Annotated in this window: 19 protein-coding genes; 6 read left to right on the forward strand and 13 right to left on the reverse strand. The window is 58.2% G+C overall.

All coding sequences use genetic code 11. The features are described from left to right. Positions 1-915: 915 nt before the first annotated feature. The 3 genes from ACVMIH_RS36215 to ACVMIH_RS36225 all read left to right on the forward strand — a co-directional run bounded on the left by ACVMIH_RS36215 (position 916) and on the right by ACVMIH_RS36225 (position 5,546). Entirely contained in the window at positions 916-2,511 is a 1,596-nt protein-coding gene (locus ACVMIH_RS36215) for a hypothetical protein (RefSeq protein WP_456865063.1), read from the forward strand. A 179-nt stretch (positions 2,512-2,690) separates the two neighbouring features. After that, positions 2,691-2,936 (forward strand): hypothetical protein, encoded by a 246-nt coding sequence (locus tag ACVMIH_RS36220; RefSeq protein WP_456828180.1) that lies wholly within the window; start codon positions 2,691-2,693, stop codon positions 2,934-2,936. Between the two features lie 789 nt (positions 2,937-3,725). Next, positions 3,726-5,546: an NEL-type E3 ubiquitin ligase domain-containing protein gene (locus tag ACVMIH_RS36225; RefSeq protein WP_456865065.1), complete on the forward strand. Its 1,821-nt coding sequence runs from the start codon at positions 3,726-3,728 to the stop codon at positions 5,544-5,546. Between the two features lie 207 nt (positions 5,547-5,753). Here ACVMIH_RS36225 and ACVMIH_RS36230 read toward each other — a convergent pair whose 3' ends face one another. From ACVMIH_RS36230 to ACVMIH_RS36240, 3 genes are all read right to left on the reverse strand, one after another. Continuing rightward, positions 5,754-6,473 (reverse strand): hypothetical protein, encoded by a 720-nt coding sequence (locus ACVMIH_RS36230; RefSeq protein ID WP_456828182.1) that lies wholly within the window; start codon positions 6,471-6,473, stop codon positions 5,754-5,756. Between the two features lie 59 nt (positions 6,474-6,532). Further along, the gene (locus tag ACVMIH_RS36235) at positions 6,533-7,282 is read right to left on the reverse strand and encodes a P-loop NTPase family protein (protein WP_253624714.1); all 750 of its coding nucleotides are present in this window, start codon (positions 7,280-7,282) and stop codon (positions 6,533-6,535) included. An 893-nt stretch (positions 7,283-8,175) separates the two neighbouring features. Next, positions 8,176-8,886, reverse strand: a complete 711-nt coding sequence (locus ACVMIH_RS36240; RefSeq protein WP_456865067.1) for a hypothetical protein — start codon at positions 8,884-8,886, stop codon at positions 8,176-8,178. Between the two features lie 746 nt (positions 8,887-9,632). Here ACVMIH_RS36240 and ACVMIH_RS36245 point away from each other — a divergent pair. Continuing rightward, the gene (locus ACVMIH_RS36245) at positions 9,633-9,818 is read left to right on the forward strand and encodes a hypothetical protein (protein ID WP_456865069.1); all 186 of its coding nucleotides are present in this window, start codon (positions 9,633-9,635) and stop codon (positions 9,816-9,818) included. A gap of 346 nt (positions 9,819-10,164) precedes the next feature. Here ACVMIH_RS36245 and ACVMIH_RS36250 read toward each other — a convergent pair whose 3' ends face one another. The 10 genes from ACVMIH_RS36250 to ACVMIH_RS36295 all read right to left on the reverse strand — a co-directional run bounded on the left by ACVMIH_RS36250 (position 10,165) and on the right by ACVMIH_RS36295 (position 20,351). Then, entirely contained in the window at positions 10,165-10,581 is a 417-nt protein-coding gene (locus ACVMIH_RS36250; RefSeq protein ID WP_253624711.1) for a tetratricopeptide repeat protein, read from the reverse strand. Between the two features lie 210 nt (positions 10,582-10,791). After that, positions 10,792-12,903, reverse strand: coding sequence for a type III secretion system export apparatus subunit SctV (gene sctV, locus ACVMIH_RS36255; protein ID WP_456828184.1), 2,112 nt, complete (start codon positions 12,901-12,903; stop codon positions 10,792-10,794). A gap of 8 nt (positions 12,904-12,911) precedes the next feature. Continuing rightward, a complete protein-coding gene (gene sctY / locus ACVMIH_RS36260; RefSeq protein ID WP_253624709.1) occupies positions 12,912-13,340 on the reverse strand; it encodes a type III secretion apparatus assembly chaperone SctY in 429 nt (142 codons plus the stop codon). Between the two features lie 2 nt (positions 13,341-13,342). Beyond that, a complete protein-coding gene (locus ACVMIH_RS36265; protein WP_163152316.1) occupies positions 13,343-13,882 on the reverse strand; it encodes a hypothetical protein in 540 nt (179 codons plus the stop codon). A gap of 33 nt (positions 13,883-13,915) precedes the next feature. Next, positions 13,916-14,806, reverse strand: coding sequence for a SctD/MshK family protein (locus ACVMIH_RS36270; protein ID WP_456828185.1), 891 nt, complete (start codon positions 14,804-14,806; stop codon positions 13,916-13,918). 115 nt (positions 14,807-14,921) lie between these two features. Further along, complete coding sequence (locus tag ACVMIH_RS36275) at positions 14,922-15,128, reverse strand: nodulation protein NopA (protein ID WP_253624706.1); 207 nt, start codon at positions 15,126-15,128, stop codon at positions 14,922-14,924. 73 nt (positions 15,129-15,201) lie between these two features. Beyond that, positions 15,202-15,498, reverse strand: coding sequence for a hypothetical protein (locus ACVMIH_RS36280; RefSeq protein WP_163152309.1), 297 nt, complete (start codon positions 15,496-15,498; stop codon positions 15,202-15,204). Positions 15,499-16,356: 858 nt separating this feature from the next. Further along, positions 16,357-18,162 (reverse strand): HrpF/NolX family T3SS translocon protein, encoded by a 1,806-nt coding sequence (locus ACVMIH_RS36285; RefSeq protein ID WP_253626048.1) that lies wholly within the window; start codon positions 18,160-18,162, stop codon positions 16,357-16,359. Between the two features lie 615 nt (positions 18,163-18,777). Further along, complete coding sequence (locus ACVMIH_RS36290) at positions 18,778-19,314, reverse strand: hypothetical protein (protein ID WP_456828186.1); 537 nt, start codon at positions 19,312-19,314, stop codon at positions 18,778-18,780. 395 nt (positions 19,315-19,709) lie between these two features. Further along, positions 19,710-20,351, reverse strand: a complete 642-nt coding sequence (locus tag ACVMIH_RS36295; RefSeq protein ID WP_305884428.1) for a secretin N-terminal domain-containing protein — start codon at positions 20,349-20,351, stop codon at positions 19,710-19,712. A gap of 253 nt (positions 20,352-20,604) precedes the next feature. Between ACVMIH_RS36295 and ACVMIH_RS36300 the strand changes: the two genes are divergently transcribed. Beyond that, positions 20,605-21,126, forward strand: coding sequence for a nodulation protein NolB (locus ACVMIH_RS36300; RefSeq protein WP_253624703.1), 522 nt, complete (start codon positions 20,605-20,607; stop codon positions 21,124-21,126). A 17-nt stretch (positions 21,127-21,143) separates the two neighbouring features. Next, a complete protein-coding gene (sctJ, locus tag ACVMIH_RS36305; RefSeq protein WP_456828493.1) occupies positions 21,144-21,998 on the forward strand; it encodes a type III secretion system inner membrane ring lipoprotein SctJ in 855 nt (284 codons plus the stop codon). Positions 21,999-22,001 lie beyond the last annotated feature (3 nt).

Here is a 22,001-nt window from a genome sequence, read left to right on the forward strand (position 1 = left end):
CATGCTCTATGGCACCAAAACTTACAAGCGTCCGGCGGCTTTGTTGATTGCCCAGGGTGGGCGCGGCTAAACCGTAGGACAGTAGCGCGAGACCCGGAATGAAGCGACGTCGTTCTCTGGCCGTGCGAGCGGTATAAAGAGTGGCGCCTTCATTGCGCTCGCCTCCTCTCTAATGGTTGGGCAGTCCCGCGCCGCCACCGGGTACGGGCAATCGTTTTTCCGAATGGATAAATTTATGAGTGAGGGCGCTCTCATTAAGAAATGACATGGCGCAGATGCTTTCGCCTATGGGGCGGGCGGGTGAGCCTGACCGCGACCGCCGGCGCGAATCGATCAAACAAAGCGCATGAGCCAAGGGTGAGATCTCAGCTATCGACGGCAAATGTCAGCTGGACGCGGTGTCGAGCTAAATAAGCACTCCACCGGCAATTATTGCAATCGATATCCGCTTTATACAATCCGCCTCTGCCTCAGGAGGCCGATTTACAGCTTGAATCTCACGTTGCGGCAGGTTGTAGACTTGCCGATGCGTCAAGACAAAGCTCAGAATGGGGCAGGCGTCGACGGCTCATTGGCAAATCGAGACCGAGGGAATGGCTTGCTGATTGCCAACCTTGTTCAGGCGATGGCCAGGAAGGGGAGTTTGCACCATCGCCACGGGAACGCTGGGCGGGGCATTGTCAAGTGCTGGCAAGCGGAGTCGCCATTTGGCTGGAACGCTGGAATGGTGCGGGGAGCAAAATGTGGTTAGCCACAACTGCAATCGCGTTTTTAGTCGCGCAGCGAAAGTCGCGCAGAGTGAACAGCCCGGCGTCAGGCAGATGCTCCAAGAGCGTAGACGATTAATATCTAGCCAGAGGCGATGACCGGTCGCATATAGCCGAAGGGTGCTGCGATGAAGGCTCGGAAGGTCCTATGTCCGTTCAAACTAGTCTCACGACGGCGCTAAACGAAATCGATCGTGCTGGCGGCATTGTTGAATTCTCAACTGCAGTGGTCAGGCGCGACAAGCAACTGTGCAAGGCGGACCTGCCGGTGTTTCTGCAACAAGCAGCCGTTGAGTTTCAATCCAGATTTCTACCGAGTTTCGAGGAAAGCATCCGTGCAGAGAAATCGTGGGGCTATGCCACGACATGCAATGCGGTGAGCCGAAGGGCTGGAGGTCAGGCGGGTCGGGATACTTGCGAGAGAATAGCTTCTCGCGTGTCGCAGCTGGACCATGCTCTGATGAGAAAGATCGGTATCAGGGCGCTTTCCATATTTGCGGCATCATTCGGCAGGCACGCCAGGAGAGCGGAATGTCGCGATGGGGCGGTCCGAATAGCCAAATTTTGTCGCGAGGAAAGCAGATCGCTTCAAGAATTGAACAATCTCAGCCTGGCAGGGCTGATAAACGGCTTCAGCAAGTGGCCGGAAGGGAGTGACTTTCGACAGGCCGCGGTTGCAATCGCGGGTGAGGTCATCCGCCGAGCGGGCCGCCCCCATCAGCTCTCTGAATTTAGACAGCAAGGGTTGGTGAGCCTGGTAAACGGATTTAGCAAATGGCCAGAAGAGGCGGCCTCGCGCCAAGCCGCGGCCACGCTTGCACTAGAAATCCTGCGGCGCCCCCGCCGGCTCGCCGATTTCCCTCAGCAGGGGTTGGCCATCCTTGTAAACGGTTTTAGCAAGTGGCCTGAAGAGCTGCCCTGCGGTCAAGTCACGGTCGCGGTTGCAACCGAAGTGCTTGGACGTGCGACGCGGTTCCACGAGTTTAGCGAGCAGGATCTGGCGAATTTGGTGAATGGCTTCAGCAAATGGCCAGAGGAGAATGCATCTCGTCAGGCAACAGTCGCGATCGCAAGCGAGCTCCTGCGCCGTGCTGCCCAGCTTCCCCATTATACCCAGCAAGGATTGGCGAACCTGGTGAACGGGTTCTGCAAATGGCCCGAAGATGCGACTTGCCGTAAGGCTACGGTCGCGATCGCCGGTGAGGTATTTTGCCGTGCTGCCCCGCTCCCCGATCTGACTCAGCAGGGGCTGGCAAACCTGGTGAACGGTTTTAGTAAGTGGCCGGAAGAGGCCGCTTCTCGCCGAGCTGCGGTCGCACTCGCTCGCGAGGTCCTGCGCCGCGCTGATCAGCTCTGCGAGTTCTCACAGCAGGGACTTGCGAACCTAGTGAGCGGCTTCAGTAACTGGCCGGACGAGCTACCATGCGGTCAAGTGACCGTGGTGCTCGCAGGCGAGGTCCTTCGCCGCGCCGATCGGAGGACGGGGCTCTCGGATTTCACTACCCAGGATCTCAGGGGCCTGCTGATCGGCTTCAACAGATCGCCACCAGAAAGTGCCGGCCGCCAGGCCACGATCACGATCGTCAATGAGATCCTTGGGCGGGGTATCAGGCTCTTTAATTTTACCAGGCTGGAAGCGGAGAATTTGCTGAGTGGCTTTAGCAAGTGGCCGCAACACGCCGCCGGGCAAGGGAGGGTGACTGAGATCATCAGGGAGCTGCAACTCGCGTCTGAGACCGCGTAGGTCCGTGAGGAGGAGAAGCAATGTTACCAGATGAGGCGATCGAGGAACGAAAGCGCGGTGTTCGATACTCATGGGGGATGTCATGACACGACGACCCGGAACAATGACAGGTGTCATAACCCTATCGGCGACGCCCACATTGTACAGAATTGAGCGACTAATCAGAAGGACGTAGATTCGTGAGTCAGGCTGAAAACGACGTCGTCGAGCAGATGCTCTCATCATTGACGATCAGCTTGTTTCAGAATCGTATCGCGCCATCCGACGAACAGGTAATGTATCATTTCGGGCTGGCCTGCGAAAGAGCGGGGTTGATCGCGACGGAAGAGGTCGCAATACGGATATTGAAGCGCGTGTCGCGCGAGATCAACCAAGCGCAGTCGGTGCTTGAGTTCGTTGGTCGCGGCGAGGGTCGGCTACACTAAGCGCAACGTAAGGAAATTCGGTCCCGACAGTGATGTGCGGTGTCTGTTCGACTCGGAAGGGATCCGCGAGCGGAATACCGCCTGCATGCCGCAAGCCGCGAAATCGCCCGTCGAGCTTGAGAATCATGGCCGCGGTCATTAATAGCTGGAGGCTATTCATTCTGGTCGGCTTTGCTGATTGGGTACGCGCCTTGGCCTCGGTGAGCAGCTAGCGCGTTACGCGCAAAGATCTGTTAGCTTTCGGCTCAGCGATCAAACACGACCTTTCGCAGGAGGGGTAGCTTAGCTCGCCGGCACAGGAGCGGCAACGTCGCCGTCCTGTCAGCATCACGCTGCCGGAGTGCCGCCGCTCGGACACCAATTTTGCCGAGCAGGAAACTGTTTCGATCCCGTCGGACTTTTTGCGGAGCGCTGCGCCTAAGCGTCGAGAGACATCGAAGGAATGTTGGGCGGCGTATTGATCATCGCTTCGAGGCTGTCAGCTTGTCGACAGCTATATCTCGTAGGCTGAATGTCCCCGAATTGCTCGCAAGGCCGGCTCGATGTGCTCAGGCATGGCAGGAGAGGGGAGATGGAGTCCAGTATCAACCCGATCCGCGAGCGAGGCCCGTTGAGAATGGTCCTCGGTCGCCATCGGGCGCAGAGTAATCGCACCAAGCCCTGCGTGGCGACCGCTTCGTGATGTGCCCTCGTCAACCGATGAAGCGCATCCATAGCGGGGCTCTACCGGCTTCATGATACGCCGCCCCGGTGCATTCGCTTCCTTTAGCTACCGAAGAGACGACATCTGTGAATACAGAACAGCTTGGCACTGGGATTCCTTCCGAAGCTTCCGATTGGGAAAGCTCCGAACCAGGGTCTCCGGCCTCATCGCAATGGGACGAAGCCTTGACGGATGAGCTGGCGTCTGCCGATTTGCCGGACCAGGTCTTGACGGATTGGGCTGCCGAAGACGGGCAGGGGCAGCATGAGAATCGGCAGCTGGCGGTAAGTCGAATGAGGGCCTGGAGGGACACGGGCGATCTGAATGAACCAATAGATCTGTCATCCCTGTCCCTGACCACCTTGGCGGCCCCGATCCCGGCCGGCTTGCGCCGCCTGAATGTCGACGACAATCAGCTGAACAGCCTTCCCGAAACACTTCCGGCCAGTCTGCAGCGGCTCTATGCGAACAATAATCGCTTGACCGGGCTGCCCGAGCTTCCGCGCGGTCTGCGGCGGCTCTATGCCATTAGCAACGGGCTGTCCAGCCTGCCCGCAGAGCTGCCGCCTGGATTGCGGCGCCTGAATGTCGACAACAATCAGTTATCCAGTCTGCCCGATCGCCTTCCAGCGACGCTTCAGGAGGTGGACGTCGCGGGTAATCAGCTGACTCGTCTGCCCGAGCTTCCAGCCGGGCTCGCGCGCCTGAATGTCGACTATAACCAGCTGACCGATCTGCCCGAGCCTCTTCCGGCCGGGCTTGAATGGCTTAGTGCCAGCCATAATCGGCTGACCAGTCTGCCCGAGACGTTTCCGGCCGTGCTGCTATGGCTTGGCGCCAGCAACAATCAGCTAACCAGCCTGCCCGAGACTGTGCTGACACAGCTAAGCCGTGACGCGAGTGTTGATCTGGAGAACAATCCTCTGTCCGACGCGGTGCAGGCCGGCCTGGCGACCGCCATGCATGCCGGAGACTATGCCGGCCCGCAGGTTTTTTTCTCGAACACCGCAGGCGCTGTGCAAGTTGAGCTGCGGTCGCTGCAGGAGGTTGTCGCGCACTGGCTCGAGGGCGAGCCGGCAACAATAACCGCTTGGCAGGCCTTCGCCGAAGAGCCAGGTGCCCTAGATTATGCACGCTTTCTCGACAGGCTCCGCGGCACCGTGAACTATGGCAGCGACGCGTTCCGGCACGCGGTCGCCGAAGATCTGCGGCAGGCAGCCATCAGGTCGAATCTGCGCGAGCAGTATTTCGAACTGGCCTCCGGAGCGAGCGCGAGCTGCGAAGATCGCGTCACTTTGACCTGGAACGGCATGCAGAGCGCACGCCTGAACGCGGATGTCGAGGACGGCGCCTATGACGGACGCCTTGGCGAACTGCTCCAGCACGGCCGCGTCATGTTTCGCTTGGAGGCCCTGGACCGAATCGCGCGCGAGACCGTCAACTCGCTTCGTCGAGCCGATCCGGACACGGACGTCGATGAGATCGAAGTCTACCTTGCCTACCAGACCCAACTGCGTGATGCGCTGGAGCTGCGGCACATCGCTCCCGACATGCGCTTCATGAGCGTCTCTCACGTTACTCGGGACGATGTCGCCAGGGCCGAGACGGCAGTGCGGAACCAGGAAGCGACCGAATTTGCGCAGTTCCTGGCGACCCGATGGCAGCCATGGGAAAGTGTGCTAAGGCGCATCGCGCCCGAAGACTATGCTAAGATGCAGGAACGGCTCGTCGATGCGATGAGCGAGCCGTTTCAAGCCCGCTTGGATCGGCGGCTGGCGGAAGATGGGCTGACAGGCGACGCCGATGCCGAGCGGGTGCTCGGCGTCCAGATACGCAACGAGATCGCCCGCGAGATCAAAGGCGCGGTCATGGACCGGGTGCTCGGGAGGCTCGGCTTCGAGCTATGAGCTCCTCCGCTGGCATCATCGATGCGTCTCGCCGCCCGCAAAGCCCAAGAGGGCAGTTGCCGGTCGCGCGATTGGGTGCGGATGAGCTCAAGGAAACGTACGCTTGATTGCACCCAATCCAGGCGGGGATTCGCGCGGTGCATTTCATTATCGCCGGTCAAACGACTGCCCATAAGCTCGACAAATAGATGGCGAGTAGTCCCAGCCTCAAGTTGCCTTTGTGCAACGCAGGCTCTCGATGTTCGTCCCACGCGATCGATAGGATCTTCGCAGCATCAAACTCGATTCTAGATCGCGGAACATCGTGTAGTTCCGTCGTATCCACTGATGCAGCTCGGTGGACCAGTCCTTTTCGTCCCGCAGATATCCGGTGAAGGAAAAGCCAAGTCGGTCTATATATCTCTTGAGAAACAGCGGCAGCGCGGAAATCTGGAGCACCCGCTCGCCATCCATGACTTCAGGTAATCCGCCGCGCAGCGCAAATTCATTGTGGACGGTGACCAGCGATGCTGGCGGAATCTGCCGCCGCAGCATGTCATAACCGCGAAAGGAAATGCGGTCAGCGCCTGCGATGAAGAGAATGATAGGAGCGACATATCGGCGCGCCGTCTCCTTTATGAAGCCGATTTCCTCGCACATCTTGAAGAATTCGTCGAAGGCATGGAAGCCGAGATCGATCACCTTGGGTACCTGATCGTGGACGATAAGCGGGTCCATCAACTGCATCTTGCCGTAAGTGTCCGTCACATCCGCGGTCTCGGTGATCTTAGGCAGGTAATCGAGCAGTGATGGCTCTTTTAGATTGACATCGAACGACAGGGCGGTGCCGTCTTTGAGCAGCAAGAACTCGCTCAGAACGCGAGCGATGAGGGTTTTTCCGACCTGCGGGCTAGGAGAGCAGATGATGTAGATAGGGGTCGCTAACATAGCCAGCAGATCAATCTCGTTTCGTATATGGGCCTGCTCTTGGCCCGCAAGAATTGCGACTACTTCTCGCCACTTCGCGTCGCGGACTTGGCGCCGGCCAATTCCGTCAAGTTGATGCGATCAAATTCGCTCCAGACATTTGCCAGCCAGTGCCGGACATAACCGCGTAGCACGAAGGAGTTGTTCGCGGGCTCATCGTTGCGGCCCTTGTTTGCCACGAAATCTACGAACGGGACGGATGCGACTTCGACCTGCTCATAGGCCATCTCGTTAAGTTTCGGGATAGTCAACTCGGTCGCCTGTTTGATGCGGTGAAAATAGGAATTATAGGTCGACTGGTCCCACTGGAAGAACTGAGTGTCATTGATGAAGTTCTTGACCAGATAGTACTTTGCGCCGCTCATGAAGGTAGCGGTCTCCGCGATCTCGTCGAGCGAAGCGATAGACGATCCTAGGATGTGGAATACGGCAAAGGTAATCTGGCCGGATCGCGCCGAATCCAGAAATCCGATGTCGCGCAAGGAGGCCAGTGCTGAGGACAGCAATCCGGCGCGAGCGTCGATGACGGTGACGGATAGTCCGGAGTTCAGGGTATCGAAAATCTTCATCTGGTCGGCGGTCGTCGTCATGTCGACGATCTCGGTGATCTCGGGATAAAAGCGCTTCAACGTCCCTCGCGGAGACTCCGTATCGAAGGCGCGCGTTTGCACGTTGTTAACGCTGAAGTAGTCCAGCAGCGTTCGTGATACGGTCGTCTTGCCGACTCCTCCCTTGTCTGCGCCCACCACAATCACAACTGGCTTCACCATCAAATTCTCCTGAGACACTCGCTCTTGCCGCGCGCGAAGTGCGCAATCGGCGCGTCTCTGCTTTGGGTGAGAACATGGCAGAAAGAAGGGTAATTGAATTTTCGATGAGAGAGCGCCTCAGGTTGACCAACGTTTTCAACATCGAGCGAGTTGCGTCGTGTGATTGAGACGTCGACGCAGGCCGAGAGCAGCAAGTAATCGCTCCTGCTCGTGATCTACGTGAGGTTTGTGAGTAGCCGAAAGGTCAGCCACAAAAGGATCAACCGTGAGCCTGGTGGTCGTTGCGATAAGGATAGCGTTCTATCTACCGATCGTTGGATCTGCATGGAAAGGACGTGAATCTTACGCTGCGTCAGCTTGTAACCTCGATGTAAGCAGGATCGAGGTGGTGCTACACTGGCCTGGAGAAAAGTCGCGGATCTAGCTCGTTCGACATGAGTTGGCCCGATCTAGGTGTCTCCAGACGCGTGATGACGTTTTCGCTAGAATGCGTCAGTTCCAAAACTGGGTTGAAACGAACTCGCTCTCTCCCTCGGAGAGGTGTCGGGATGTGCGAGTGCTTGCATCCGCGACCACGCAAATCGAATTCCTGCATCTGTTCGCGTCGAAGCAAGGCTATCTTGTCGCGGACGAGGTCGGCAGGGAAGCCAGAGCGCCGGCCCGGCAGCGCGGTCCGACAATATCGCGCGCGGCCACAACCGCATCTATCGAGCTAAGGCGGACTTGCAGAAAATCGGGCGTCGAATTGCGGCTTCCCGACCCGGTCGACGAAATTCGGCGCGCTCGAACGCAAACGAAAAGCTGGAGCCAATTGGCACAATGGAAATTTACGGGGAAGGGCGGCGATGTGGCGCCGACTCAAGTTTCGACAGGTCCGCTGTCAACATTTCGCTCTACACCGTGAATGGCCTGGCGATATTTCTCATGGTCACGAGGCGAGAGTTGGCGAGCAGCTCTTTAGAGTACACTGCGCCGAAGTAGTCGAGGACGAAGGTGCCGGAATAGCGTAGACTTTCGGTCGCGCGGATCAGGTTATCGAGAATTGCCTCCACTTGGCCAATGCGGTCGCGGTAGCGCGCACGGATAACGTTTACGGCGTTCATCGAGTGAACAGCCTCGTCGGCAATCACCTCCCTCAGCCAGTGATGAAACGTGTTGTTACCAAGGGCGTCGTAGAAGGGCTTCTCTGCTGCATAGGCACGGCAAGTGCACATCTCATCAAATGCAATCATAACCATTAGGGAGAATTCGTCTTTCAGGTGTTCAGCGATTGGACCAAAGTCGTGCGACCGAGCGTCCAATCTCTCCCGAAGATCCTTTTCGGATCCATTAGCGACGAGTTCAATGATGCGGATGAAGCCATCGGTGTGCCGCTCCTCGTCGATCGCCCAGGCGCTGAAGAATGCCGCAGCTTCATCGCTAATGATGAGGTTTCGGTGCGTCAGCTCCTCTTTTAAGAACCTCGCATCGTATTCCGTATACAGGTCGGGCCACAATTTATCCCAACGTGCGCGTACAGCTGACGGCTCGGCGTTGAACATCGCTGGTGTAAGATCATTGAATAGTTCTTTTGGACTCCAGTGCCGCCGGACCGGGGTAATCATCTCAGTGCCCCTAATCGTGGTGCGAGCGCTCTGGCGCAGCATTGCGGGCCGAACGGTCTCAAGACAATCTGCCGCAGACAAGCTGTGCCGTCGCCTATCTGCTTTAAGAGGTTTATTGTTTGCTGCGGAGCGTTCCGCCTGAAATGTCGTCTTGAATGGAGCTCAGCGCGTGTTTTAGTCAAGGCTGCGTGTTCAAATCGCCCGGCAGGAGGGCTCGCCTGACGACAGGAGTGTCGCCATCGTGATCTGGCATGCTGACAGGACGTCTGGCGACAAAACATCGAGCGAGGGGCTCAGGCCCTACCCGCGATCATGCCCGTGGCCCTGCGCATATTTCGATTATAATCGGCGCCATCACGGACACCGGATTAAGGCTCAGCCGCGAGGCGGGTACCGATGGATGCTTGATCCGCGTCAGCGTAGGTCCCGAACGTGATCGGTAAATGATTCTTACGAGACACCGTCCTCCGGCTTCAGATCCATCTGGAAGGTCAAGCAAGATCATGGTCGAGGGGCTGGCCGGGAAGTGCGGCGCTCTTGCTTGCTATCAACGTCCTCCCTGCATGCGGCAGCGCCGCGCTGTAGCTTTTCCGAAGAGCCTTTAATGTGGACGTCCAGTGTGGAAAAGTTCGTCGGGCAGGTCGGCAAGCTTTTGCCAACTATTCTCGCTTTCCGTTCTGCCCGATAACGGTTCGAAAACAGTTGTGTAGCAAGTTCTAGCCCGAGATGGCAGGGGAGATGCAAACATGATCGGACTGGCCGTTATGGAAAACGTGCGGCGCTACCGCGCCATAGCTTCGCTATGTCGTCAGGCTGCTGCGTTCCGGCCAATCCAAGGGGGCTCATTGCTGGCGCAAGCTGCAGATTGGGAAGAGCGCGCAGCTGCGGAGCTTGAGAGATATTTTGACTGTTCGACTGCATGTCCTCGTTGAAGTGACCGGACGACCGAGTTCGTTACCCAAGAATGGGTAGACTCAAGATACAGAATGTTGGCCAGGTGACTTGGTTACGAAGTCGTGTAAGAGAGGGTTGACCTAATGGCGTCTAATTGAGGGTGGAGGCATGCTTCGCCCAGACGAGTGCGTGGTGGGCTCACGCCGTCTAGCCAGAAGAAGGCGCTCGGCTCTCGCGATTGTACGCGAGAAATTTGCGTTCCGCGCGACCACATCGTTCGAAAGGAAATGCGCCTTGTAATCTCCACGTGATCATTATCTGGCTGGCTGTCGGCCATCTGGCTGTCTGTCGGCCAGCCGACTGACATGGATATGCATCCGCGATTTACCTTTGTCGGCTGTGAGATCTCGATCTGGCTAAGGCGTACTGTTCGCCTTGCAGCTCCTGATTGGAGTTTCGGATGCCCGTCTTGCCTTCAATTGCGGCCGATAGTTCGAGGTTGTTGCGCAACATCGAATTTGTCGGCTCGATCGCGAGACCTTGACGGTATAGCGCTTGCGCTTCTTGGTGGCGCCCCTGTTGATCGAGTACGACGCCTTTGGCGTTCAATGCGCGCAGGTCACCGGGTGCTGCCAATAGTACCTCATCAAGCACTTGAAGTGCCTCATCTGCGGAATTGCGCGCCAACAAGACCCGGGTAAGAGAAATCGCCGCATTGACGTTGTTCGGTTGTTGGTTAAAGGCATCGCGCAGACTCTGCCCATCAGCATCAACGAGAGTGCGCGAACTCTGCTCGCGCATGGCGGGATCAACTTCTTTGGTGCCTGCCGAGGCTGACGTGGACCACTGTTGGCGTGAAAGGTCGGACGGGCTCGCGCAACCGGCGAGCATCACAGTAGTGAGTATCGCAGGCAGAGCCGACCATGGGCCTGGACTATCGAAGCACAAGCGCCGCCGACGTTTGGTTCCATTTAAATTCATAGCCTGCTCACGATGATCTGCCGCGCAGTCTCAACTCGCAGCGCTCAGGAGACCGCCCGGGGAAGGGCTCTTGTCCTTGGCAGCTGCCAGCTTCACGGATCCGATCGGTTGGACCGTGAAATCCGCGGCGAGGTCCTGATAAGAAAGGACAGGCAGGTCGATTCCGTTGCGGGTGAGAAAGCCGCGAACGAAACGCCGGATGTCCATCGAACCTAGAATAACTGGCTGGTTCTGGCTGCGCGCGATGCTCGAATGGATCTGGCGAAATTGGGAAAGCAGCATCTCGCTTTGCCGGTCCTCCAAAACGAGGTATGGGCCGACGGCGGTCTCGCGCACGGCACCCCGCACGATATCCTCAGTCTCACGCTCGACGATAAAGGCGGCCACAACGCGATGTGCGTTGGCATAGCGGTGACAGATCTGCCGCTTCAGAACAGAGCGCACATATTCGGTGAGCAGTACAGCATTTTGCTCCCGTTCGCTCCATTCCGCAAGCGCCTCCAGAACCAAGCGGGTGTTCCGGATTGGGATGCCCTCGTCCAGCAGACGACGCAGGACATCCGCGATCCGTGGGATCGGTGTCGTGCGTAGCACCTCCTTCACCAGATCGGCATATTCCTGCTCCATCCGGCCAAGCAACTGGCGCGTTTCCTGAATGCCAACCAGGCGCTGTGCATAGCGCGTCAACGTGGACCGGACGCGCAACGCGATGATTTCGCTCGGACCGTGATGCCCTATGCCGGCCGCTTTGAGAGCAGCCGCATGGTCCTGTTCGATCCAGATCCGATTCGTGTCTGGATCCTGCCAGAAGGGGATGCCGCTCAATTCGATGTTCGCTACGTCGTCGTCAAGCAAGAGCTTTGTCGGGTCAATAGCGCCCTCTTCCACAGGCACGCCCTCGACGGCTACACTGAATTGCGATCGGGCCAGATGGTTGGCGCTTTGGGCGGGAATGCGTGGAATTGTGATACCCAGATCAGCTGAGACCAGTGCTGAAACCCGTGCGACGCACTGCTCGAGTTCCCTCACGTCCATTACCTTCATCAGGTTCGGCGCCAGCAACAGGGTAATCGGAAGTGCTTCGGCCGGCACGGTTTGCTTCTGACCCTGCGTGGAAGCGGGAGCTGAACCGGTGGGATTGACGCCGGCCTTGGGAGCGGTCTTGCTCTCTGGCACGCCAACCTTGACAAAGCTGGCGGCGGAAAAGAGCGCGGCCAGTATGACAAAGGGGGCCAAAGGGAAGCCAGGAACGAGCCCCATCACAAGCAGGACGCAGGCGGCCAGCCGGAGCGCTTGTGTGCTGGCCGTAAGCTGGTTGACGATATCGGCGCCGAGATTGAGTCTGGAAGGACCGTTGACACGAGTGACAATGGTCGCGGCTGTAATTGACAGCAGCAGGGCTGGGATCTGCGAAATGAGCGCATCACCGATTGTCAGGATAGTGTATTGATGCATCGCCTCCTCAAGGGACATACCCCTGGAGAGCGAGCCGATCGTGATGCCACCTAGCATATTGATACAGATGACTATGAGTCCGGCGATGGCATCGCCCTTCACGAACTTCATGGCGCCGTCCATCGCGCCGTGAAGCTGGCTTTCCCGCTCCAGCACGCCGCGTCGGCTGCGCGCTTCGTGCTGGTCGATATGGCCGTTGCGCAGCTCCGCGTCGATCGCCATCTGCTTGCCCGGCAGCGCATCGAGCGTGAAGCGCGCCGACACCTCTGCCACTCGTTCGGCGCCCTTGGCCAGAACCATGAATTGCACCATGGTTACGATCAGAAATATGACAATGCCGACGGCGATGTTGCCGGATATGACGAAATCGCCGAACGTATGGATGATGCTGCCGGCGTCACCCTCAGACAGGATCAGCCGCGTCGTTGCAACGGTAAGAGCGAGACGAAAAACAGTGGAGATCAGGATCACGCCCGGCAGGGACGAAAAGTCGAGCGGCGTGTTGAGATACAGCGCGACCATCAGCAACAGTATGGCAAAGCCAAGATTGAAGCCGATCAGCATATCGATCACGACGATCGGGATCGGCATGATCATCATTCCGATCGCCAGAAGAAGCATCAGCGCGACCATCAAATCCGGGTGGGCGGGCGCGCGCGTGATGAGATTTCGTAGAACGTTGGCCATGAAAAGCCTTATTGTTGCCTAGCTGCAGCTGTGTTGCCCCGCAATGAAACATAGCGCTTGAAGACAGCCTGCGCTTCGGTCATGCGGCCGGCGTGGCGCAGGGCGTGGCTACGCATCAGCATCAAGGGCAGAGACGAGGACGGTTCGTCATCTAGTTTGTCAAGGCGATCCAATACCGACAGTGCTTCGTCACCGCGACGCTCCGAGATGAGAGCGTAGGCCAGGATCCGCAGCAAGCCGATGTCTCGAGACTGCTCGTGAGCAACCAGCCGCAACAGAGCCAGGCTCTTTGCGCTCTGCCCGCACGAAAGATAGATATAAGAAAGCACGCAGAGCAAATCTCGCTCCGGCCCAGAGACCAGCTCGAGAGCATCGGCTTCGGAAACGTTTGGCGGCTGTGTAGATGTGACGTGTTGCAATTTGTCTGGATCGGCCATTGCTAGCCTTTGATCAGGCCGTTGTGGCTCTGCCGGAGCAAGATTAACCGCTGCAGCTCCAGCTGCAGAAGGGCGGCTCCTTCACGTGCCACCAAGTCCTCCGGGGCGGCAGATAGCGTATTGGCTAAACGTTCCAAAAGAGGGCCGTGTTGCTCGGGACGCAGAACGTGCGAATGACGTAGGCGCGGCGTCACGAAAGAGAGCAGGCTATGCGCGAGATTAGGCCCGTTAAGCCAAGCGAGTTCCGAGCCTGGCTCAATCTGACCTGGCTGGGCGCGAGCCTCGTCGAGATTGACGCGCGAAATCGCATTGATCGAACCGAGCTCAAGCGCGCTGTCGATCGTGGCTTCAACCAAGCGATCCGGTGCGTCACTATGCCGGGAAAACGCGCTGTGGCTCTTCTCATCATTGCCACGCGTCCGGTCAATCCCGATGGACCTGGCTCGAGAATTGACCGGCGTGATGGCAGATGCATGATGATCAACGCTTGGTCCCTGAAAAGATGGGCCAGGCTCGACGGAATTGGGGGGCAGCCTAGTCATGGCACTTTGCTTCCTTACCTGCAGCCTGAAACGCTAGTAGGACAGAGCGGCAAGCCGGCCATTCCGGCTTAGCAGAACACGCCCTTCCTCAATTCCGTTGACGGTCCATCCATTGCTCAAGAGCGCACCAACAAAATACTTTTGGCCAGCGACGACGATATAAGGATCGCTGCCGCGCCACACAGCCTGGATCCCGATTGCGGAAGGTGTCTTCTCATCCTTGATGGCGACTGCATTGACGAGCGTATAAGCGCCGTTGCTAGTGCGATCAAACCGTTGCTGGATGTCTTGCCAAGTGGCGAGTGCAGCGGGCGTAACGCTGCCGTCGGCCGTGACAACGCCGGCCCCAGAACCGACTTTGATGCCGACAAGGCCCGCTCTGTCAACTTCCTCTTGCAGAAGCCCGGCAGCTGCATCGCTGGCCGGAGCATCAGGAGCGCTGAGCGCCAGCTTGGGTGCAACGTCCGCGGCAGGAGGGGAGGAACTTGGCACCGCAGCGGTGTCGGTCTGGACAAAACTGGTTGAGAATGTGCCAACCGCGGCAAAGCTGATCACGACCATGGCGAGTCTGGCGAGCGATACACGCCGGCGATCGATAGAGCCAGGTTTTTCGAGATCCTCGAAAGACCACCGGATCGACATTTCGCCGGCATGAAGGACGGCAGGAAGAGGGACAACGATGGGCGTGTTTGGCAAAACAGTCTCATGCCCCTCGACACGAACGTCGCTCGCCAGTGCCTCGATCTCGATCGAGTTGGAATGCGGGGTGACACGAAGATGGTGCGGTTCGAGGCCCTGTTCGACAAAGATTAAATCAGCATCGAGGCTGCTGCCGACCAGACACGATCCGACCCCTACTTTGCCCGTCAACCCGGAATAGCACCCCAGCAGCACTTCGAAACGCGGGCAATGTGGTTCATTCACGGTCGCTCTCCTGAACTGCGAACGGGACCGTACGGCAAAACCGTACGGCCCGTTGCGACTTCACGGACTAAGCAGCCCGGGAAAGTGGGCGACGTACGTCGCCCCGCCTCATCTCTTACTGCACCCGCTCATCGGCTGCTTTCTTGACGGTCGATAGCTCGGTCGAGACGACGCGAAGTTCCACATCCCTCTCAGCAGCCTTGGTGCTGGTGATAGTCAGAGCGGCGATTTGCCGTTGGAATGCCGCCTCTCCAGCAACTTCAGCGGCGGTGGAAGCGGTTGCAGCAGCAGCGGTGCCAGCTGCACCAACACCCTTAGTCATACTAGTTCTCCTGTTTGCTTGAATTTCGCCGCAACGTGCGGCTCCTATTTTCCTGACGCCGCAACATGCGACGTCAGGAATCCTCTTCTGTTTCGGCCATGACGTCGTCGAAATGACTCATTGCACTATTTGCAAGCTGCAGAGCAGCGGCTCCCAGAGCGACGTTGAATGCTTGCTGCATAGCGGCTTCGCGCGAGGTTCCGCCTGGCGTGGACGCGCCGCCGTTTACGGGAATGTTCGCATCTGGCGATCGGCCATGATCATCGCGCTCGTCAGGTTTGTGAGATCCTTTTTTGCCGCTGCTTTTGCCGCCAGCCGCATGGAGGTCGGCATCAACGTGCCCAGTGGCGCTGGAGCTTGTAACGCGCATCGGGTTCTCCTATGTCAATTCAATCGTGCCAATGGAGGCAGTCTCCGCCCACCAATGTGCAAACGTTAGCTTTCGAGAAGCTGACGAGTTCTACAAAATGCAATGGGCCGATGCTGGATCTGCGAAAGCTGCAGATCAGATGGTATGTACCAGGACAAACGTTCGTTTGTGGAGCTCGATCGGGTCGGATCGCTGCTCATCAAGTCGAAAGCTTCAGCAGGCGGATGTTAACGCGACTATTAATAGATCGCGTTTGAAGTCGACGCGCTGCAATTGGGCTGACGTCACTTTCGATGCCCGCGGGGTCTTTCGACAATTTTCTTGCGGCCGGGCGCAGCGGGACGGAGCTTGACCTGGTTTGGGGCGGGGCGGAAAGCCAGATTGACGGCGATTCAGCGGTCAAGGATGATCCCTCGGTCCTGGAGGGCTCATGAAGGATCCGTCAATCGGGGCCCGCCTTCAGGAGAGCGAACAGCAGCCTCCCGCTCGAGAAGCGGTCCATCGCCCTGGCGCTCTGCGATCAGCATGCTCCTGATCCTTGCGCAAGCCGGCAGGATCCGCACCTCTGACCGGTTCTGTCGCGCGGCTTTAATGCATCGACCTTCTTGCCGGGCTGCGTATTCAGCCGATTGACCTTCGCAGCGGCAGACTGGATTTGAGGTCGGCCTCGCGCGATCGGGCGCGGCCTACATAAATTGTGCGCAGTGGAGAGCGAGCAAGTTCCTCGGATCCGGCGGACGGCATCGAGGATGGTAGAGCTTGCGCGACCGACTGCTCGGCAGGGAGACCCGACCGCGCGTAAGCCGCACAAGCTCGACTGGCGTTTTCAGCCTGATCCTGACAGGTAGTGCGATCCGGCTAGGCGTTAGCGCCTGCAGCTTGCATGCGTTCGGACTCGATGCGAGCCTTCAAGTTGTTCAGGTAGTCCTCCGCGTAGGACTGGGCTACCGAAACCGGGAGGTTGACCCCCGCCGTGGCCGCTTCTTGGATTGCCTGCTTCACCAAGCCTTCTCGCATTGCCAATTTGACCTCAGGGCCGCCGATGCAGCCTACCGCCTGTGCCGCAAGGTTCAGGCCAGCTTCTTCGAGCGCTTGTTTTATGTTGCCACCGCTGATCGCCGTGTGAAGAAGATTTGCAGCTTGCGCTTCGGCTTCGAGCACCATTGACGCCAGATCGGCCAATTCGCCCAGGCCTGGAATGAAGCTAAGTACACCGACTGCTGTCGCGGCCCAGTCGAGTACCTTCGAGCCAACCTTGAGCACGTCATTGATTGCGTGCATGAAGGCGCCACCGTTTTTTTTGGGAGACTTGATGTCGGGTTGGTCTGCCACGCCCATCGACATGTCCGCGACCGCGTCCTTCTCGGCGGCCGTTCGGGCGACATGCGTCTTCACATGCTGAACGGTGCGGTTCGCACCGGACATGTTGCTGAAGAACTGGTTGAAGTCGCTCTTGCTGATATTGCCGGAATCGACCGTATGGCCGCCGCCGAAGTCGAAGAACTTGTGGTGGGTTTTGTAGCCCGTAATCGCGTTGTTCATCAACCCGAACAGGACAGGGTCGGACAGCAGCTGGGATGCCGCCTTTCGCACCGCGGGCGCGAGGCTCTTGTCATCGGCCATGCTCGCCAGCTTTTCCCGTGTCAGGTCGCCCTTCCCGAAAAAGGCGCTTTGGTTCTTGCTGATCGTGTCGAGCGTATCGAGCTCGGCTTTCGTGAGATTCACCGATGATGAAGCAACCTGCAGGAAGTCCTCTTTGTGGACCTTGTCTATCGAGCCGCCATACAACTGCTTCCATTCATCCGGATGGTCGAGGAAGTATTGAGCGGCCGCAAGAACCTGCGGCGGGCATTTGCCCGTCTTAGCTTCGCCGTCGACGATCTGCTTGAAATCCGAAAGGCTTAGGTTCTTGGGCAGGTTGTCGGAATAGCGATAGAGCTCGCGCAATGCATCGGTCAGCATCATAACCGATGGCTCGCCATTGCCGCTGCCGTCGGAGGGGATGTAGTTTTGCGTATAGTTCTTTGCCCGCTGCTCCTGGAACTCAGCAACTTGCGGGTGGTGATCGGAGAAGCCGGAGAGATCACCCGCTTTGATTTTACCGCCGCAGCGGCCGTCGCCTTGCGAGCCTATCGCGTAGAAGAGCTCGGGGTCTCGCTGCAGTGCCTCGATCGCCGCCTTCAGATCCGGCGGTGTGGAGGGATCGTTGGCCAAATCTCCCAGAGATTTCCAATCCAGCGGGCATTTGTCCTTGTGTCGGATCAGCACCGACACAATCTGCAGCTCGGCCTCAGTCGGGGTGCCGCTGTTCCACGTAATTCTGGAGCTTTGTACGGGGGCTTCTGCAATCTTTGGGGCGTTCGCAGCGGAGGAGGCTTCCTCAGAGGACGGCTCGGGGGTCTCCTGACATGCGTCCAGTGCGGCCTTAATCTCCGGCGGGATGATGTTCCGCACCTCTTGCGTGAGTTCCTCCGTCAGTTGCTTGGCCGAGTCCTCGGTCGCCGGACCTTGCGGTGGGGAATGCTCGTCAGTCGCGCCCTTCAACGACAAACTGACCAGCACCGCCTCGAAGCTTGAAAAGTCACGCGCCGGCGAGGGCCCGGAAGCTAGCCCCGACAAAGCCAAATTCGAGCTGGTGGTTAGCGGCAGATTGTTGACTGACATCATACGTCCTCTGATTTGAGATCGCACCACAAGCTGGCTATGTGGCGCAGCCTGAGATCGCGGCGAACAACGAGCAAGAGAGGTCGATAGGCTTCAATGGCTCCTACCGCTTGCTTCCGATTGCACAGCGCTCCCAGCGCTCAGTTTGGCTACAATCTATAGGCATATCGCCGTCTAGATATTCACGCCGTATGGTAGGAGCGATTAGCTTTCGAGAAGCTGACGGCGCTCAAAGGATTTCACAATGAGTTGAGAAATGACGTCGCTCAAGGCGGCGACGGGTCCTCAATTCGGCATCGGCTTGCTTCGGTGCTCGGTCGCTCGCCTCTGCGACAGCCAGGTCAACGAGTCTGCCGCTCTTCGCAGGATTCGCGTGCGCTGATTCATGCAACACATCGCGGGTTCCGCAACATCTCTCGGCAACTCACCAGCGCTCAGCCAGCTCGCGCCTGCGTGTCAAACAAGTTGTTGGCGTCTGCCCGATCGGGGCGATGCAGCATGATCGGATCAGATTGCTGGGGTGGCCGCACGAATCAATCCATCGCCCAAAAAGTTGAGCGGTGCATGGTACTCCGGACACCTCGGATCTCAGATGCACCTCTGCATCTGTCAATGTCATTGTGCTTCGTCACCTGGCGGGTGTTCGCTCGAACCTGCGGGCCCAAGGGCGGCGTCCAGCGACGGTTCGAGACGAATGAACCCTTCTGCTCGCCATTGCGCCGTGTGAGGCACACCCAGGATGGTGAACGTTGTAGTCCGGACATTTCTGCTCGGCATGACGTCACGGCCTCTCAGCATTTCGATCTGAGCAGGCGTAGCTGTTTGGCCGATGAAGACCCAGTTGTCCCTGGCGGGATATCCGTTCGCCATGACGAAATCGCCAAGTTCCGGCGGCGCGACGCGTGCGGGCAGCGCGGGCCGCCCTTGGGACCGTCCGGCGTGAGGCGACCCCGCCTGCATGAGTCCAGGCTCAAGATCTTGCCAAACAGGGTCCTTGCCGAAATCGGAGGAGTCCGCGCGATCTTGAGCGGCCGCCTGTTGGGAATTGGACTGCTCGCCGTCGATCAATGACGGCTCGCCGCGCGATGATTGGCCTCCCAGCTCCTGCCAAATCAGGTCCTGGTTGTATTCGGGCATTTCATGCAATGCCATCAGTTCACGCTCAAACTCACTTCGATCGGCTGGCGATGAGGCCGAGCGGGGTGGTGGGCTCTTGTCTGCTCCGCCTAGCGCATTGAAGTCCATCCTGTTCCTACCTTTTGCACAACAAAGCGGCTCTCAACCGATGCGGCGAAGTTCATGACGGACTTCCTAGAGCTTTTCAAAGGCTCGCATGAAGCGCTAAGGATGCAAAGCAGGTCACGGATACTGCTTGCCCTTTCCGGCTCGAGCATCCGTGGTGCGGGCCCGGACGTTTATCGCCTGTCTTGCGGCATCGCCGCTGGACAGCCGCCCTCTAATCATGACAGCAGCAGCTTTCGAAAAGCTGACAGAGGACATAAGTAGAGTAGAAATTACATCTCTTCCAACCCATCTGCTACATCCGTTCATTTCTTGCCAGTATCAGGTGCGTGAACCATGCCGTCTTGATGTGAAAGCTCGGGCGAAGGAGCGTCATTGGGGCGTCCTCCGCGAACGACCACGCTGGAAGATCCGCGAAACAGCATCAAGACCGACTCATGCGGTGGCTTTTCGGCTCCGTTTGGGTTTCGTCGCGCCTGTGCCTCCGTCACCATTCCTTTGAGTGTTTGCTCCACAAGCGCGATAAAGCGAGGTGGACCGGACGCGAAGACGAGCCCATCTCCCGGCACGGCTCTCACGATGTAGCGCTCGTCCGAGATGTTGAGCGCATCGAGTGCCGCCTTGAGTGCGTCAAAGCTGATCGGATCCAGTATCAGAAGGCGACTTTGCGCCTCATGCGCATCAGATACGTAGAGCACCAGCCCATCGTAGTACCATTGAAGATTGTAGAGATTGATCAACCGTTCGAGAAACTCCCGCGGTGGGAGATCCGGCATTCGCCCGCGAATTCGTCCCTTCACCCCGGTGCTGATATTGACTCTGATATTGAGGTTGTTGCCGAACTCCTGCAGCGCGGCCGCGAGGTCCTGATCCAGCACTGTGTAACTATACGGCGTCGACGGCAGCGCCAGCGGGGCGCCGAGCGCCTTGATGGCGCCCAAGCACATGAAAACAGCAAGATAGAGAACTTTCTTCAAGATATGCAGCCTTGTAGACGGGATGAGCATTCCAGCGATTTTCTTCTACTTAAGACCAAGCACCGGAATTCGTCCCAAAATTTGGAGGCCGACGCTTCGCCCGAAATTGGAAGCCAACCGTGATCATTAGATGACAGATGCTCGTCAGCTTTTGGTCAGCTTGCGTCTCTAGGGTGCCAGCCCATTCATGCGAGCGAATGGCTAATCTCACCACGTGACAGAAATGATTTCTCCCATGTTGCTTGGAATTGCGTCGGTCTCCGCCAACCCCGTCGAGTGTGCATCCAGCGGCTGTTCGCTGGCAGACGCTCAGTTTCACGAGAGTCTCACGCAGGCCGCCTTGAAGCAGGGGGGCGCCTCTTCTGTGACCGAGCGCGCGCCAGTGTCATCGGTGCCGGAAGTGCAGCGCGCAGTCACGCCGGCGAGCCCGCTTGGCGATCGCGTCCTTCAGAGCATTTCTGCTATCCACCAGGGTAAACCATTTCCTGGAGGTGCAGTTTCGCCGACGCTCGTCGGCGACCTTGATCCTGCGAAGAGTTTCCAGCTTGGGCCGGCCGCGCAACCGCTCCTGCGGCCGCAGCAAGTCGAAGTGCATCCGGCGGGCAAGCCGGAAGGTGCTGATCATTTCGATTCGGCGTTGACGAATTTGCGCGATGTTTACAACGGCGTCGTCCAGGTTTCGCTCATCTCCAAGGGTACAGGTGCCGTCAGTTCATCTCTGAATAAACTTCTATCAGCAGGCTGAGCGAGCCGTTGGCTGTCTTGACGAAAGGTAAGATCGGTAACGGTCGGCCCGCGAGCAGGCGGCTTCATGCTCTTGTTCTGCTGCTGCTTTTACCGATCCTCACCGGTTGCAAAACGGATCTGTATACCAAAGTTCAGGAGCGGGACGCCAACGAGATGCTTGGGCTGCTGCTGAGCAGGGGCGTAGATGCCATCCGGGTCGTCGGCAAGGATGGGACGAGCACCATTCAGGTCGAAGAAAAGCAGCTCGCCTATTCCATCGAGTTGCTAAATGACCAGGGCTTGCCGCGCCAGCCCTTCAAGAGCCTTGGTGAGGTGTTCAAGGGGTCGGGGCTCGTTGCCTCTCCGGTCGAGGAGCGGGCTCGCTACGTCTATGCCCTAAGTGAAGAATTGTCGCGCACGATCAACGATATTGATGGGGTTCTCTCCGCCCGTGTTCATGTCGTTCTGCCGAAGAATGATCTTCTGCGGCAGGATGCAACCCCGTCCTCGGCGTCGGTTTTCATTCGACACGCCTCCAGCGCGAAGCTCTCAGCCTTGCTGCCGCAAATCAAGATGCTCGTCGCCAACAGCATCGAAGGTCTATCATACGACAAGGTGGCGGTCGTGTTTGTGCCCGTTGAGCGGACTCAGCATGAGGTCTCGGTTACACCAGCGGCAGCTTCAAACGAGCCAAGCAGGTTCGTTGCGGCTCCCATTGCGATCGGCGCAGGAGGTGCGCTCGCCGTATTGGGCGTCGTATCTTGCCTACTGCTGAGCGCACGCGGGGGGCAACTTCGCCAATCCTGGCGTAAGCTGATAAATCTCGGCAGTGGTGCCAGCAAGCCAGCGGTCCAGTCCGCTGGCAAAAAGCTCTCCGCCGATGCGAAATAGGCG

Source organism: Bradyrhizobium sp. USDA 4503 (assembly GCF_054055815.1).

Bases quoted from the DNA above. Each gene is read 5' to 3' on its own strand.
- ACVMIH_RS36275 (WP_253624706.1), bottom strand. From the start codon at position 15,128: ATGACTAAGGGTGTTGGTGCAGCTGGCACCGCTGCTGCTGCAACCGCT.
- ACVMIH_RS36245 (WP_456865069.1), top strand. From the start codon at position 9,633: ATGATCGGACTGGCCGTTATGGAAAACGTGCGGCGCTACCGCGCCATA.
- ACVMIH_RS36300 (WP_253624703.1), top strand. From the start codon at position 20,605: ATGATTTCTCCCATGTTGCTTGGAATTGCGTCGGTCTCCGCCAACCCC.
- sctV (WP_456828184.1), bottom strand. From the start codon at position 12,903: ATGGCCAACGTTCTACGAAATCTCATCACGCGCGCGCCCGCCCACCCG.
- ACVMIH_RS36240 (WP_456865067.1), bottom strand. From the start codon at position 8,886: ATGATTACCCCGGTCCGGCGGCACTGGAGTCCAAAAGAACTATTCAAT.
- ACVMIH_RS36295 (WP_305884428.1), bottom strand. From the start codon at position 20,351: ATGTGCTTGGGCGCCATCAAGGCGCTCGGCGCCCCGCTGGCGCTGCCG.
- sctY (WP_253624709.1), bottom strand. From the start codon at position 13,340: ATGGCCGATCCAGACAAATTGCAACACGTCACATCTACACAGCCGCCA.
- ACVMIH_RS36280 (WP_163152309.1), bottom strand. From the start codon at position 15,498: ATGCGCGTTACAAGCTCCAGCGCCACTGGGCACGTTGATGCCGACCTC.
- ACVMIH_RS36265 (WP_163152316.1), bottom strand. From the start codon at position 13,882: ATGACTAGGCTGCCCCCCAATTCCGTCGAGCCTGGCCCATCTTTTCAG.
- ACVMIH_RS36285 (WP_253626048.1), bottom strand. From the start codon at position 18,162: ATGTCAGTCAACAATCTGCCGCTAACCACCAGCTCGAATTTGGCTTTG.
- ACVMIH_RS36235 (WP_253624714.1), bottom strand. From the start codon at position 7,282: ATGGTGAAGCCAGTTGTGATTGTGGTGGGCGCAGACAAGGGAGGAGTC.
- ACVMIH_RS36290 (WP_456828186.1), bottom strand. From the start codon at position 19,314: ATGGCATTGCATGAAATGCCCGAATACAACCAGGACCTGATTTGGCAG.
- ACVMIH_RS36250 (WP_253624711.1), bottom strand. From the start codon at position 10,581: ATGCGCGAGCAGAGTTCGCGCACTCTCGTTGATGCTGATGGGCAGAGT.
- ACVMIH_RS36215 (WP_456865063.1), top strand. From the start codon at position 916: ATGTCCGTTCAAACTAGTCTCACGACGGCGCTAAACGAAATCGATCGT.
- ACVMIH_RS36230 (WP_456828182.1), bottom strand. From the start codon at position 6,473: ATGTTAGCGACCCCTATCTACATCATCTGCTCTCCTAGCCCGCAGGTC.